13 protein-coding genes are annotated in these 14,672 nt (G+C 54.7%); 8 read left to right on the forward strand and 5 right to left on the reverse strand.

Annotated features, from left to right (window positions below):
* Nucleotides 1-21 precede the first annotated feature (21 nt).
* Together RHJ31_RS06485 and RHJ31_RS06490 are read left to right on the forward strand one after the other, a co-directional pair.
* Nucleotides 22-888 (forward strand): tetratricopeptide repeat protein, encoded by an 867-nt coding sequence (locus RHJ31_RS06485; RefSeq protein WP_302676020.1) that lies wholly within the window; start codon nt 22-24, stop codon nt 886-888.
* A 1-nt stretch (nt 889) separates the two neighbouring features.
* Nucleotides 890-1,429, forward strand: coding sequence for an N-acetyltransferase (locus RHJ31_RS06490; protein WP_302676021.1), 540 nt, complete (start codon nt 890-892; stop codon nt 1,427-1,429).
* On the opposite strand, the gene recA is transcribed toward RHJ31_RS06490, so the two are convergent.
* Nucleotides 1,396-2,454 carry a recombinase RecA gene (gene recA / locus RHJ31_RS06495; RefSeq protein ID WP_302676022.1) on the reverse strand — a complete coding sequence of 353 codons (1,059 nt, stop codon included), beginning with the start codon at nt 2,452-2,454 and terminating at the stop codon, nt 1,396-1,398. The two genes, RHJ31_RS06490 and recA, sit on opposite strands and share 34 nt — an antisense overlap.
* A 74-nt stretch (nt 2,455-2,528) precedes the next feature.
* Nucleotides 2,529-3,317, reverse strand: coding sequence for a hypothetical protein (locus tag RHJ31_RS06500; RefSeq protein WP_302676023.1), 789 nt, complete (start codon nt 3,315-3,317; stop codon nt 2,529-2,531).
* A gap of 32 nt (nt 3,318-3,349) precedes the next feature.
* Between RHJ31_RS06500 and RHJ31_RS06505 the strand changes: the two genes are divergently transcribed.
* Both RHJ31_RS06505 and RHJ31_RS06510 read left to right on the forward strand, forming a co-directional pair.
* Nucleotides 3,350-3,808 (forward strand): co-chaperone YbbN, encoded by a 459-nt coding sequence (locus RHJ31_RS06505; RefSeq protein WP_302676024.1) that lies wholly within the window; start codon nt 3,350-3,352, stop codon nt 3,806-3,808.
* A gap of 14 nt (nt 3,809-3,822) precedes the next feature.
* Nucleotides 3,823-4,980 carry a DUF58 domain-containing protein gene (locus RHJ31_RS06510; protein WP_302676025.1) on the forward strand — a complete coding sequence of 386 codons (1,158 nt, stop codon included), beginning with the start codon at nt 3,823-3,825 and terminating at the stop codon, nt 4,978-4,980.
* On the opposite strand, the gene RHJ31_RS06515 is transcribed toward RHJ31_RS06510, so the two are convergent.
* Complete coding sequence (locus RHJ31_RS06515; protein WP_302676026.1) at nt 4,977-7,667, reverse strand: CHAT domain-containing tetratricopeptide repeat protein; 2,691 nt, start codon at nt 7,665-7,667, stop codon at nt 4,977-4,979. The two genes, RHJ31_RS06510 and RHJ31_RS06515, sit on opposite strands and share 4 nt — an antisense overlap.
* Nucleotides 7,668-8,094: 427 nt before the next feature.
* Here RHJ31_RS06515 and RHJ31_RS06520 point away from each other — a divergent pair, with 427 nt between their 5' ends.
* Both RHJ31_RS06520 and RHJ31_RS06525 read left to right on the forward strand, forming a co-directional pair.
* Nucleotides 8,095-8,355 (forward strand): hypothetical protein, encoded by a 261-nt coding sequence (locus RHJ31_RS06520; RefSeq protein WP_302676027.1) that lies wholly within the window; start codon nt 8,095-8,097, stop codon nt 8,353-8,355.
* Between the two features lie 164 nt (nt 8,356-8,519).
* Entirely contained in the window at nt 8,520-8,735 is a 216-nt protein-coding gene (locus RHJ31_RS06525; RefSeq protein WP_302676028.1) for a hypothetical protein, read from the forward strand.
* Here RHJ31_RS06525 and RHJ31_RS06530 read toward each other — a convergent pair.
* Together RHJ31_RS06530 and RHJ31_RS06535 are read right to left on the reverse strand one after the other, a co-directional pair.
* Nucleotides 8,732-10,177, reverse strand: coding sequence for a DUF58 domain-containing protein (locus tag RHJ31_RS06530; RefSeq protein WP_302676029.1), 1,446 nt, complete (start codon nt 10,175-10,177; stop codon nt 8,732-8,734). The two genes, RHJ31_RS06525 and RHJ31_RS06530, sit on opposite strands and share 4 nt — an antisense overlap.
* Complete coding sequence (locus RHJ31_RS06535) at nt 10,174-11,115, reverse strand: MoxR family ATPase (protein ID WP_302676030.1); 942 nt, start codon at nt 11,113-11,115, stop codon at nt 10,174-10,176. The genes RHJ31_RS06530 and RHJ31_RS06535 overlap by 4 nt, the downstream gene beginning before the upstream one ends.
* A 130-nt stretch (nt 11,116-11,245) precedes the next feature.
* On the opposite strand from RHJ31_RS06535, the gene RHJ31_RS06540 reads away from it, so the two are divergent.
* Both RHJ31_RS06540 and RHJ31_RS06545 read left to right on the forward strand, forming a co-directional pair.
* Nucleotides 11,246-11,992 carry a hypothetical protein gene (locus tag RHJ31_RS06540; RefSeq protein ID WP_302676031.1) on the forward strand — a complete coding sequence of 249 codons (747 nt, stop codon included), beginning with the start codon at nt 11,246-11,248 and terminating at the stop codon, nt 11,990-11,992.
* Nucleotides 11,993-12,136: 144 nt separating this feature from the next.
* Nucleotides 12,137-14,665 carry a glycogen/starch/alpha-glucan phosphorylase gene (locus RHJ31_RS06545; RefSeq protein ID WP_302676032.1) on the forward strand — a complete coding sequence of 843 codons (2,529 nt, stop codon included), beginning with the start codon at nt 12,137-12,139 and terminating at the stop codon, nt 14,663-14,665.
* Nucleotides 14,666-14,672 lie beyond the last annotated feature (7 nt).

The raw sequence follows: 14,672 nt of genomic DNA on the forward strand, positions 1-14,672 counted from the left end.
CGGAAATTGATCGTGCCTAAAATGCTTGCCCGTTTAACCCTGAGTCTGGGTCTTGTTCTCCTGAGTGGCAGTCTGGCAACGGCACAAGTGGTGTTACCGCGCACCCTTGAACTCAATGCCAAGGAGATGGAGCAAAATGGTTTTATTGTGGCGCAAGAAGCCCTGCAACTGGCACAGTTCCAGCAATTTCAAGAGGCGTTGGTGCGGGCAAAACTGGCAGTGCAGTTGGCACCTCAAGCCCACGAAATTTGGGCATTGCTGGGGGGACTCTACCTCACGGTCAATCAACCCAAGGATGCAGTGCCAGCCCTAGAGCAGTCTTTGAAACTCAATGATAAAAATCCGGGGGCTTATTTCAACTTAGGCTCTGCCCATTTTCGCCTCGGACATTATGGAGCCTCAGTGCGGGCGATCGAGCAGGGATTGGCACTGAAACCCGATGCTAAAGAGGAATGGTTCAACCTTGGCAACGCCTATCTAAAACTGGGACAAAAGGATCGGGCGATCGAGCAATACCGCCGCTCATTGCGCTTGGATCGTCAGTTTTGGCCAGCCTATACCAACATTGGCCTCGTGCTCTATGAACAAGGCAATATCCGCCAAGCGGCAAAAAACTGGGAACAGGCGGCAAACATTGACCCCAAAGCCAGTGAGCCGAAACTTGCTTTGGCCACAGCCCTGCTGCAACTGGGGAATGAAGCGAGGGCACTACAACTGGCAGCGGAAGCCCTGCGTCTCGATAGCCGCTACGGCACGGTGGAATTCCAGCGGGAAAACCTCTGGGGCGATCGCCTAGTGGCCGATACGCAAACCCTATTGGCCAAGCCCCCTCTGCGGGCACTGATGAGCCAACTCCAACCTGAGCAATCTGCCCTTCCTCAGCCCTAGAATGATTGAGATTCGTGCGGCAGAGATCACTGACCTTGCCAGCATTGCCCAATTAGTGGCCTTGAGTTTTCACCCCGGTGGTGGTTGGCAAGCCCTTTGGCGCAGCTTTGTCCAGTTGGGGATGGAGCAGGATTTGCGCGATCGCTGGCAGCGCGAGCGTCCCCACTACCAGTGTTGGCTAGCCGTCCTATCCATGGGAACGTCTGCTCTATGTGTAGGGAGTGTGGAAGTGCAGCTCCGTGAGATCAAGGGTGAACCCAAACCTTATCTCTCCAATTTGGCGGTGCATCCGGACTACCGGCGGCGTGGCATTGGCCGTCGCTTGTTGCACACTGTTGAGGGCAGCCTTTGCTCTACCTATTGCGATCTCTATCTGCACGTCCTTGCTCACAATCAAGCGGCGCGGCAGTTATATGCCCGCTGTGGCTTTGCAGTGGTTGAGGAAGGCTTCACCTTTTGGGGAGAGCGGAAATTGCTCCTACGGAAGTCCCTTGCGGGCGATCGCCCCTATTCTCCGTCACCCATGTCATCGTGGGTATGAGTCACCGTATTGGCGGAGACAACTGCCCCTTGGTCTAGCTTTTGCCGCACCTGCTGTTCGACCTCTTGGGCAAAGCTGGGGTTCTCCTCCATGTATTTAATTGTGTTGTCGCGCCCTTGGGCCAAATTTTCACCGTTGTAGGAGTACCAAGCCCCTTTGCGGCTAATCACACCCGTTTCCTCGGCCATATCAAGAATACAGCCAAGATTGGAAATGCCCTTACCAAAAATAATGTCAAACTCGGCAATACGAAAGGGCGGCGCCACCTTGTTTTTGGCCACCTTGACTTTGGCGCGAATCCCAAATTCCTCCGTTCCCTTCTTCAGGGTTTGCACCCGCCGAATATCCAAACGCACTGAGGCGTAGAACTTAAGTGCTGTTCCCCCCGTTGTCGTTTCTGGGTTACCGTAGGTAATACCAATTTTTTGCCGCAATTGGTTCAAAAAAATCACGGTGCAGCCTGTTTTACCAATATTACCGGTAATTTTGCGCAGGGCTTGGCTCATCAGGCGGGCTTGCAATCCCACATGGCTATCCCCCATATCCCCCTCAATTTCGGCGCGGGGCACCAAGGCAGCAACGGAGTCCACCACCACAATATCTACGGCTGTCGAGCGCACCAGTTGATCAACAATTTCTAGACCCACTTCGCCAGTGTCTGGCTGAGCCACCAGTAGGTTTTCAATGTCCACACCGAGGGCAGCTGCATAGGTGGGATCAAGAGCATGTTCAGCATCGACAAAGGCAGCCACGCCACCGGCTTTTTGGACTTCAGCTACGGCATGGAGCGCCAAGGTAGTTTTCCCCGAACTTTCAGGGCCATAAATTTCAATGATCCGCCCCTTCGGCAGTCCACCCCCCAAAGCAAGGTCAAGGGTGAGTGCCCCGCTAGAGATGGTTTCCACTTTCATGCGGGTGGCATCCCCAAGGCGCATGATGCTGCCCTTACCAAAGTTGCGTTCGATTTGGGAGACGGCAAGCTCAAGGGCTTTGCGCTTTTCGGGGGAAAGGGTGGTGTCACTCATAGCAAGCTGAAGAAGTTGGCACTTTTCTAGGTTAGCGGATTGGCGAAATTGATGGCTTAAGCTGCGAGGGTGAGTTAGATCAGCTTGCGACGCACAACGATGGCATTATCACCCACCACCGGATCACGGACAAGCAGGTGACCTTCGGTATCCACCACAATGACGGTCTGATACCCCAAGTCATGGGCAGTTTGCCAAAGGTTCTGGGCTAGTTGATCCTGCTTTGTAGGACTGAGATCATACCAACTGTTGGCCAGCATCAATTCCAAGCGCTGTTCGCTGGGGGTGAGGGTGAGGGTGGGATCAAGAGCGTTGCTGTAGCGATCGCAAAGGGCTAGCAATTGCTGGCGGACGGTGAGGCTGTCACTGACGAAGGTGGAAGGAGCGATCGCCCCTGGTGACGGAGTGGGTGTCGGTGTCGGCTGGGGTGTTGGGGCGGGTGTTGCCGCCATGGGTGTGGGTGCCGGGCGGGGTTGCACAAGGACACTGGGTTGGGGACGCTGGGTTGCTTTCACCGTTGGCCGAGGGGGAGATTGAAACCAACTCAGGGGATTCAACCAGAGCAAAATGAGAAGCAGGGCGATCGCGATCCCAGTTAGAGTAGCGCGGTTATACCGCTCCTGGAGATGGTTCGGCAGCCGTTGCTGCACCCAGCCCATTCCCTGCCACCATAGGGCTGCCCCTCGACTGACCCATGAACGTTCCGGAGTCAACTGCTCTGGGGCGATCGCCCGTTGTGTGGCCACCCCCTTGAGTTGCTCTGTGGCCTTGCTGAGCAGGTTATTGATCCCCTGTAGCATGGCGATCGCTTCCCGTAACAGCAGGGGGAAAAGTTTTTGCCAAAGGGTGGGCTTGGGGGTCATTTGGGAGCGCCAATCGATCGTACGAGCTATTTTTGATCCTACGGCATCAGATCGCCGCAAATCGCTGCTGCAAAACCGCCGCTGACTGCTACCATGATCCCAAGACAAAACGAGATAACAACGTGAAGGGCATTCAGCAATTTAATATTGAAGGATTCCAGCGGCAAATTCGCAGTGCCCCTGTGCCTGTGATCGTGCATTTTTGGGCTCCTTGGTGTGGCCTGTGCCGCCTCATTGATCCCCTGCTGGATCAACTGGAGCAGTCGCTGCCCCAACGGTTGCAAATTCTCAGGATCAATGCTGATGAAAACTTTGCCCTCAGTCGTCACTTCCAACTGACGAGCTTGCCAACCCTTCTTTTTTTCGATCGCGGCGAATTGGTACAGCGGTTTGATCCTGCTCTTGTCAAGGGGGACTTTCGTCAAGCCTTGCAGCAACTGCTTGCCCACTCCTTTCCTAGCCTCTTGCCTGCTGAGTCCCACCGCTCCTAAGACCCGAAGTTGCGATGACTAAGCTGCGTCGCCTCAGTCAGTTTTTAGAGGAACGCTGGGTGACCCCCGCCTATGCGGGACTGCTGCTATTGGGCATGAATCTCTTTCTTTTTGCGGCAGCCATTAATTCGATGGCGGGTTGGCTGTACGTGATTACGGGGATCATTTTTGGTCTGCTCTTGGTGGCGGCGATTCTACCGCCGCGCTATTTGCGGGGATTGGTGCTGGAGCGAGCCAAGGTGGATCCAGTTCATGCGGGCGATCGCCTACGCCTGACCGTCTTTCTGACCAATGCCACCCAAACGCCTCGCCACAATTTGCAAGTGATTGACCCCGTTCCCCGTGGCCTCTGGTCAGCCACCCAGCGCGAATGTCCCCAACAGGCGATCGAGCGGCTGCCACCACAGGAAACAACCACTTGGCAGTACGATCTCATCCCACCGCGGCGGGGGATTTATGAGTGGCAACAGCTTCGGCTGCGCACCGCTGCCCCCTTGGGCCTCTTTTGGTGTCAGCGCTCATTTCCCGTACCGCAGCAGGTGGTGGTTTATCCGCAGGTTTTGCAACTGCAACAGTGTCCTTTACTCGATCAACTGGGGCAAGAGATTTCCCAAGAGTGGCGCGATCGCCAGCATCATCTTCACGTTGCCCAAGAGGGCATCACCCGTGCCTTACGTCCCTACCGCTGGGGAGACCCTTTGCGTCTAGTGCATTGGCGCACCAGTGCCCGTTATGGCGAACTGCGGGTGCGCGAGTTTGACACCTTTAGCGGTGGTAATGCCGTGACCGTTGCCCTCGATACCCGTCCCCATTGGATTGGCGAGGACTTTGAGCAGGCGGTGATTGCGGCGGCTAGCCTCTACCTTTACAGTTTGCAACAGCAAATTCCTGTCCAGTTTTGGAGTCCCGCCACGGGGATGCTCCACGGTCAGCCAACGGTACTGCGGGCCCTAGCAGCGATCGCCCCCGGCGACACCGATGCTGAGTATCCCATCGATTCCCTTGTCTGGCTCACCAGTCAATGGCCTAGTCCTGAACCTTTGCCCCCCGGCAGTATCACTGTGCTCTGGGGAGAGCCACCCTCACGGCGGCAAGGGGCACTTCTGTGGATTGATCGCGATCGCCCCCTCGGCAGCCAATTACAAACCCCTATCAGCTACCCCCTGTCTTAGGGCAGCGGGCGCCACTCACCACTGCTAACAAAGGCCGCCCAAAAATAGGGAATTTGCTTACTGGAGTCAGTCATTAACTGCAACTGCGCTTGCCGTAGGGCTTCACTGCGTCCCTTGCCAGCCGCTAGATTTTGATAAAAGGCAACCATCAGTTGTTGGGTCGTGGTGTCATCCACCTTCCAGAGGGAACTCACTTGGGTACGTGCCCCCGCCAAGGTAAAGGCTCGCCGCAAGCCATAGACACCATCGCCATTGAGAATATCGCCACGCCCCGTATCACAGGCGGACATCACCACTAACTCGGTACCATCAAGGTTAATGCTGGTGACTTCAAAAGCCGTTAACACGCCATCATCCACCCCACTCTGCCGTTGATTGAAACCCGCCAAGGCCAAGCCGGAGCGCAACAGTGGATTTTCCCCCCTAAAGGGAGTATTGGCATTGAGACCACGAGTGTTTTGGAGCACTTGGGGAGAGACGGGCGGACTCTCTAGGAAAAATCCATGGGTGGCGAGGTGAAGTACCCGTGGCCGCTGCGTTTGTTTGATGGTAGTTTCGGTGGCACTGCTACCCGTGAGGATCTGCGCTTGGGGCAAGAGCGTGCTTACGGTTTTCACCTCCGTGGCGGTTCCGGGTAACTCCGTAAATGTCAGGCTGCGCAAATCCAGCGATCGCGGGTTCACTCCCCGCTGACTACCGGCCACAGCACGACCACTCCCTTGACTAAACGTGGGATTACCCACTACCAAGGGGGGATTTGCCGGTTTGCCCCGCTGTTGCAGCCGCAGCAAGTCGCGTCCTGAGGTGAGCAGTGTGATTGTATAGGACTGCACCAGATAGCGATCCTGCCGATCCACCAAGGCCTCAAAGGAGAGAGTATTGAGCTGACCGTCGGGAGCCACCAGCAGATGGGTACTGCCCGCTAGGAAGGGTTCCAGAGGAGCCAAGAGGCGCTCATAGGCCGCCTTCAAAGAGGGCTTCGTTACCGTAGCGGGCAATCTTGGATCCGCCATCCGCTGGCGTGCTGCCTTAATGGCCGTATCGAGATCAGCGACGGTACCCAAGTCACGCCATTGGGGGGCACCCCTATTTTTCAGGGCATAGAGGGCGTAGCGGGGCGCTTCCCAGCGGTTGGTTTTTGGGTTGTAGGGCACATACTGGATAAACTCCAATAGCACAGCATTGGCGGGAATCGCTTGCTGCACGGCACTGAGGGTGACGGGGGTAACGTCTAAACGGAAGTTGGCATTTTGACTCACCAGTTGCGCTTCCAGTTGGTTAGCACGCTGTTCGAGTTGGCTAATTTGGCTGGCCGGCGGTGGGCGATCGCGCACAAAGGTGAGGCTAGCAATCTGTGTTCGCACACGAATTAATTGATCCAGTTGCTGCTGCCCCGAGGCATCCAATTGATGGCGTAGGCGACTGGCCGTTGCCGCTAAAACATCCAACAACCGACCTTTACGGCGCAAAATGGTCGTCAAGGCTAGGTTGGCCACTGCTGGATTCTGGGGATTCCCCTGCAAATGGAAGGAAATCGCGGTGTTGGTGGAGTCTTGAAACGTGGCCAGATAGTTGCGCTTGTATTCCTCAGAGCCAACCACGAGGTTGCGGCTGAGGTTGACCTCTTCAATCTCAAGGGCGCGGTTGAGAGCCGTTAAGGCCTCGTTGATCATTCCCTGTGCCCAGTAGGCTTTGGCTAAATTGGCAAGACTCAGCGCCAAGTAGGGATGTTCGCCACCAAGGGTACGCTGCCGCAGGGCAATACTGCGTTGATAGAGGGGAAGCGCTGCCCCGTAATTGCCTTGGACTCGATAGAGTTCAGCCAAGTTGTTGAGGCTAGTGGCCACATCGGGGTGATCTGCCCCCAGCACTTTTTCGCGGATGGCCAAACTGCGTTGGTAAAGGGGTAGTGCCGCGCCATAATTGCTCTGAGCACGATAGAGTTCGGCAAGGTTATTCAACACCGTTGCCACCAAGGGATGTTCTGCCCCTAAGGCGGGTTCGAGGAGACCCAGACTGCGCTGGTAGAGGGGCAAGGCTGCACTCAGGCTGCCCTGCAAATGGTACATCACTGCCAAGTTGTGCACACTCAAGCCCACATCGGGATGGGTCTTGCCAAGGGCTTGTTCACGGATGGCAAGGGCGCGTTGATAGAGGGGCAGGGCCTCACCGTAGTTGCCTTGATCGGTGTAGAGGTTGGCGAGGTTATTGAGGCTGGTGGCAACATCGGAATGATTGGCGCCAAGGGCTTGTTCACGGATGGCTAAGCTGCGCTGATAGAGGGGAATCGCCTCACTAAAGTTGCCCAGTTCCTTGTAGGTGACAGCAAGGTTATTCAAAGTTGCAGCCACAGTGGGGTGATGGGCACCTAAAACCCGCTCAGCGATCGCCACCAATTCCCGCGAGGGTGCCACTGCTGCGCCATAATTTCCCTGTTTTTGCAACTGCTCAATCTGATTTGTGAGGGCAATGACATGATTACTATCGCCGCCAAAAGAGGTTTTGCGAATCACGTCTAGTTCACTGACGGCGGCACTATAGCGCTGTTGTAGGGCATCCAACCGCTGCATAATATCGCGCAACTGTTGGGCTTCATTTTGTGCGAGTCCCCGCTGGTAAAATCCTGTGGTTGTGGCGATCGCCAACAGAAGCGCAAAACCACACCGATGACCCGACATCTGTCTCATAAAGCACCTGCCGCTGCTGTCATCTCTATCCTAGACAGCCAACTTTCAGAATGCGTTCCCAATGTAACGACAAATTACAGTTATCCCCTAACCCCTAGGCGTTGCCTATAATAGAAGTGTTACGCTTGTTAACAATTCACGATAATCTCTCATTTGCAACCGAACTTAGCAATAGTAATAGCAGCCTTAATGCCTGACGGGCAGGGTTTTCGGCTATTCTTGGGAACACTCGCAGAAACAAGAATCGCAGTTAGGGTAGGCTTATCTAAAGGTCATCAATTTGTAAAGACGTGTGATTCATTTTTCAATTCTTTATTTGTATTGATGAGAACGAAGTGCCTATGAAGTATTTCCACTCACCAATCATCCCAACTGATCAATGTTTCTTTAGGTGATTTTCTGCGTCAACTCAGCCGAGAGTATTTTTATGGATAGTGATGCTTATTTACCAGAGATTCTTACCCTTCTAAGACAATTGCTACCTTTGTTGATTAGCCTTTTAGATGATGCCTTTGCCCTTATCCTGACCCGCCTCGGTTGCCATCTTCCTTGGCTCGAGAAGATCATGCCTTTTGTCCTCAGTGGAGTGACGCTCTATGTGATTATTCATGGCGGTAAGGTGATCCACGAGTTTTGCCAGCAGAAATGGGAATCACCTCAATCCCCGAATGTATCCCCGTTGCAATAGTGTTAGGAAATCCCCACAAATCCCACTGCATTTTGGTAGTCATTTTTACAATCGTGGGCGATCGCCATTAAGATCAAGGTGAAGCCTATGACCGGTTGAATGTGGGTGTGGGAAGCGCACGGAAGCCTGTGTTGCCGTGAACAACGGTGAATTCGAGGCAACCTATGGAACTGCAACGTTCAGTCCCCCCAGCAATTGAGCAAGCATTTATTCGACGTCAGGTGGTGAGTCAACTCCTGCAAGCGCGTTTGCGGGCAACTTGTGGGCTGACGCAGACCTCGACACCCCTTCCCCTAGGGACACCAACGGGCGATCGCCCGCCCCTAGAGCCATTGCAGGAGCCAAGGAATACCAGTGTGATCGAGGCTAGCCAACCCTAGAGTCGGCCACGGGCTTTCAGCAGCAGATAGCGATCCACCAGTTGCTCACTTATTCGATCCGCAGGAGCATCAAGAACCAAAACCCCCTGTTGCTCCAGATGGGCAAAGGCGCGCTGGCGCTGATGCAGCAGATCGAGGGCAACGGCTTGCTCGTAGAGGCTGGAAATTTGATCTACGGAGCCTGTGAAGGGGCGGTGGGCAAGGGTTTCAATGTAGCGATCGCGCAAAGCAACGCAGAAGGGTAGAAAACGCGGCGTGAGGCGAGCCATGGCTGCGAGGAGTTCTTGGGAAGCCACCTCATCAATGACCTCTGTGAGAACCACCACAAGGGCACGGCGGGTATAGTGTCCCAAGATCGCGCTGACGGTGCCCACATAATCAGATTCTTCGAGAACGGGTTCACAGCGATACACCTGACTCAGAATCTGCCCCAGATGGGAATCGCCACTTTGAGGCGCAATCCACGTGTGCAGTTGCTGATCAAAAATCCCCAAGCCCACCTTATCCCCCCGTCGCAAGCCCGTCAGCGCCAGTGCCAATGCCGCGTTTAAGCCCCAGTCAAAGCGTTTCAAACCAGCGACAGTAGCGGTCATCAAGCGGCCTCGATCCAGCAGAATGATCAGGGGTTGATCCCGTTCGGGTTCCATGGCGCGCACAAGAGGCCGTCCGCGGCGGGCACTCGCTTTCCAGTCCATGAGGCGCAGATCATCCCCCAAGTGGTACTCCCGCAATTCGGCAAACTCGGTGCCCCCCAAGGCATAGCGTCGTCGCCGCAAGCTGCCACTGGAGTCTAAACTGAGGCGAATCGAGAGCGATCGCAAGCCCATCAAATCGGGATAGACTTCCACTTTAGTCACAACGGGTGCAAACCAGCGTCGCCACGCCAAGCCCCAAGAACTGCGCAGCTGCACATCGCAGCCTGACCATTGAAAGGCACCCCGTCGCGGTGGAAACACATGGTAGAGCAATTCCAACGTACTCTGGGCTGAGGCCGCAAAGGCAAAGTAGGGGATTTCACCCGTAAACTCAGCAGGCACATAGTCGTAGAGTTCAACCCAGATCTGCTCATTCAAGGAAACCTGACCACGGGTGTGCAGCCTGAGGCGAATCGGGTTTTGCCGACCAATGGAGAGCCGTGACTCACAGGCGCGATCGAGGGTCAGTTGCCAGCGACCGATGCGGATATAGTCCCACAGGGACAGGCCGAAAATGACCAGATCGTACAGTCCCATCAGGAGCCATCCCAGCCCCAGAGGCCAGTGGTGCAACCATTCCCGCAACTTCCCTTGGGGAACCGCCTCGGTGATCGGCCATAGCTCTGCTGGCAGAAAGCTGGTCAGCACTGGAAAGAGAAGCCCCAGCAGCAACAGGCCATAGAAGCGAACCGTGGGCACCCAGCGGGGGCGATGGCGACCAAACTGATAACTGGCAGGTGCTTTCATCGGGGGACAGCAACTTTCGCGAGAATACCTTGGATCACTTGGGGCAGCGTGGTGCCGTCTAACTGGGCTTCGGGCTTGAGGATTAAGCGGTGTTGCAGTAGCGGGGTGGCGATCGCCTTCACATCTTCAGGGGTGACATAGCTGCGATCCTCTAACCATGCTTGGGCTTGGGTGGCACGTAACCAGCCCACCGCCGCTCGTGGGGAAGCCCCCAACAGCAGTTCGGGATGTTGACGACTGGCCTGCACCAAGGCCAACAGATACTCCAACACCGCAGGCGCCACATGGACTTGCCGCACTTGCTGCCGTGCTGCCAAGACTTGCTCAACGGTAATCAACGGCTCCAAATTGAGTTGATCGAGATCCCGCGCCTCAAAGCCCCCAAGGGCATTTTCAAGCATTTGCCGTTCTGAAGTTGGCTCTGGGTAGGGGACGACTAGCTTAAATAGGAAGCGATCCAGTTGGGCTTCTGGCAGCGGATATGTCCCTTCAAATTCCAAAGGGTTTTGGGTGGCCACTGTCCAAAATAAACCCGAGAGGGGGAGAGTGGTGCCGTCAAGGGTTACCTGCCGTTCTTCCATGGCTTCGAGGAGAGCCGCTTGGGTCTTAGGCGGTGTGCGGTTAATTTCATCCGCCAGCAGCACTTGGGTAAAAATTGGCCCCTTGCGCAGGCGAAATGTGCGACTGTTAAAGTCAAAGATACTCGTACCGAGAATATCGGCGGGGAGGACATCGGGGGTGAGTTGGATCCGGCGAAATTCCGCTGCAATCAGGCGAGCGAGGAGCTTCACAAGGAGGGTTTTGGCGGTTCCCGGCACCCCCTCAAGGATGACATGGCCTTCGGCGAGGAGTGCCACAACCAACCCTTGGGCGATCGCCCCTTGACCGACAACAATCTCATTGAGACGCTGCTGAAGGCGATGAAAAAGCTCTTTCACACCCGTTCTGTCACTGCTAAACTCTCCCAATGCTAGCAGAGGTCTTGACAATCTCCCCTTGATGACAATCAATAAATTATCGTCTAGGAAAATTGGCTAGAATACAGATCGAGGGACTTTGGGCAAACCTGTGACGACAACGACTTCTCCAATTGCCACCGCTGCCCAACAAATCGTCCAGCATCCGCAGCACAACCGTCTTTTTAAGCTACTGTATGCCCTGCAGCAGAATCAGTGGCCGACCCAAACACCGCCGTGGACCGTGAGCGAGGTACAACAGGCCGTGATCCAAATTCTTGAGCGGCTGAAAACCCCCACCCTTTTGGGACAGCGCCTAACGGCCATTGTCAATAGTCTCAACAAAGCACAGGCTTATCAGGTTCTCTCAGCGGCACTCCTGCAAATTTTGGTGCCCCTCTACACCCAATCCCCAACGGCCACACTGACCATCGAGGCGCCAACCTTCAGCACCGCCGATCTCTACGATTTGCGCTTGGAAGTCACTCGCTACTGTACCCCCCTGCAGATGAAGCTTCTTGTGGCTGCCCTGTTGACCACCAAACCGGTGCATGCTCAAGGCCTAGAGCGGTTTACCCTCATTGATTTACTGCAACGGCTGACTCGCCGCTATGGGGATTTAGAGATCTTGCAGACGCAGATGGCCGCTGCTTTGGCGCGCTTGCCCGATGACCCTCTCTATGCCAGTGCGGGCGATCGCCTGATCAAACTCCTAAGCACGCTCTATCAACGGTATCCACAAAACCAACCCCCAGAGGATACCCTTGGCAGTACCCCACCCACTGTTATTCCAGCCGTCACTTCACAGACAGACGCAGAGGAAGAACTCACCTGCCAACTCTTTCTCCAGAGTCAATGAGCACCTGCTAAGGTTCCTTTGGGATATTCCGCCCTTTTCTGGTAAAGAGATTCTGTACTTAGCGGGGAATCCTTGGCGATCGCGGTAGAACAGAAGGGAAGGGCTGACTACTAATCGCGTTAATTCTTTGCGAGGATTCCCACAATGACCAGTCTCATTCCGCCCGGTTGTCCCACGGTGCTGACGGAAGACGATCGCACCGGTACGAGTATTGAAACGCTGCGCCGCGCCTTTATGGATAATCTCTTCTTTATCCAAGGGCGGTTCCCCGAAGTGGCGACGAAAAATGATTACTACTTGGCCTTGGCCTACACCGTGCGCGATCGCCTGCTGTTGCGCTGGCTGAATTCTGCCAAAACCTATCGAGATCAAGAAAGCCGCACTGTTTGCTATCTTTCAGCGGAATTTTTACTGGGGCCACACCTTGGCAATAACCTAATTAACCTTGGGCTCTATGAAGCCGTTGAGGAAGCCATGCGGCAAACGGGTTTAAACCTCAAGGAACTCCTTGATCAGGAGGAAGAGCCGGGCTTGGGCAATGGTGGCTTGGGTCGCTTGGCCGCCTGTTATATGGATTCCCTCGCCACATTGGAAATCCCCGCCATTGGCTACGGCATTCGCTATGAGTACGGCATCTTTGACCAAGAGATTCGCGATGGCTGGCAAGTGGAGATTACGGATAAGTGGTTACGCTACGGCAACCCGTGGGAAATTCCGCGGCCAGAGTTGATTTTGCAGGTAAAGTTTGGCGGCCATACCTATAGCTACACCGATGATCAAGGGCGCTATCGGGTCGTTTGGGAACCTCACCAAGTGATTCAAGGGGTAGCCTATGACACCCCAATCTTGGGCTACAAGGTGAATACCGCCAATCTTCTGCGTCTGTGGCGGGCAGAGGCGGTAGAGTCCTTTGACTTTCAAGCCTTTAACACGGGCGATTACTACGGTGCCGTCAACCAAAAAATTGCCTCAGAAAACATCACCAAGGTGCTCTATCCCAACGATGAGCAATTGCAGGGCAAAGAACTGCGGCTGATGCAACAATATTTCTTCTGCTCCTGTGCCCTTCAGGACATGATCCGCCTCTACAAGCAATCGGGGAATAAGGATCTCAGCCGCTTCCACGAAAAGTTCACCGTGCAGTTGAATGATACCCACCCGGCGATTTCGGTGGCAGAACTGATGCGCCTGTTGGTGGATGAGCATCTCATGCCTTGGGAGCAGGCGTGGGACATTACTTGCAAGACATTTGCCTACACCAACCACACCCTCTTGCCCGAGGCACTGGAAAAATGGCCGCTAGATCTCTTTGGCTCACTACTACCCCGCCACTTGCAAATCATCTACGAAATTAACCAACGCTTCCTCGATCAGGTGCGCCTGCAATATCCGGGGGACAACGATCGCCTACGGCGGCTGTCGATTATTGATGAAAGTGGCTGTCGTTATGTGCGCATGGCACACTTGGCAGCGGTGGGGAGTCATGCCATCAACGGAGTGGCGGCGCTGCACTCAGAACTCTTGAAACAAACGGTGCTCAAGGATTTCTACGAACTGACGCCGCAGAAATTTTCCAATAAAACCAATGGCGTCACCCCTCGGCGCTGGATGGTGCTCAGTAATCCCGGATTAACTCGCCTGATTACCGAACGCATTGGCGAAGATTGGGTGAAGCACTTGGATCAACTGCGGCGATTGGAACCCTTGGCAGAGGATCGCGACTTTGCGGCTCAGTGGCGATCGGTGAAGCATGGAAACAAGGAACGCCTTGCGGAATACATTCACGATCGCGTGGGCGTGAAGGTGGATCCCCATTCCCTCTTCTCCATTTTGGTGAAGCGCATCCACGAATACAAGCGGCAGCACCTGTGTGTCCTTAAAATAATCACGCTCTACCAGATGTTAAAAGACAACCCACAACTGGAGATGGTGCCCCAAACGTTTATTTTTGGTGGCAAGGCAGCACCGGGCTACTACATGGCCAAGTTGATCATCAAGCTCATTAACTCGGTGGCTGAAGTCATTAACCGTGATCCAGCGGTGCGCGATCGCCTGAAGGTGGTCTTTTTACCCGACTACAATGTGACTCTGGGACAGCGCGTCTATCCCGCAGCGGATCTCTCACAGCAGATCTCAACGGCAGGCTACGAGGCCTCAGGGACAGGGAATATGAAATTTGCCCTCAATGGGGCGCTGACGATTGGCACCCTCGATGGTGCCAATGTGGAGATTCGCGAAGAAGTAGGAGCAGAAAACTTCTTCCTCTTTGGCAATAGGGTGGAGCAATTGCAGGAATTGTGGCGTAACGGCTACCGTCCGTGGGAGTTTGCCAATAATAACCCGATGCTGAAGCGAGTCCTTGACCTCATCGGCTCTGGTTACTTTTCCCATGGGGATACGGAACTCTTTCGCCCAATTGTGGAACACCTCTGGCAAAACGATCGCTATTGCCTCTTGGCAGACTACCAAAGCTACATGGACTGCCATCAACGGCTGCTTCAGGTCTATCAAGATCAAGCCCAATGGGCAAAAATGTCGATTCTGAATGTGGCACGGATGGGCAAATTTTCTAGCGATCGCGCCATTCGCGAGTACTGCCAAGACATCTGGCACGTTGAACCGGTGAAAATTGTTCTACCGGAAACGTCCTATATGACGCCCGCTGTGCAGTAGGCTGGCC

Origin of the sequence: Thermosynechococcus sp. JY1331, from assembly GCF_031583475.1 — a bacterium.
Classification (GTDB): domain Bacteria; phylum Cyanobacteriota; class Cyanobacteriia; order Thermosynechococcales; family Thermosynechococcaceae; genus Thermosynechococcus.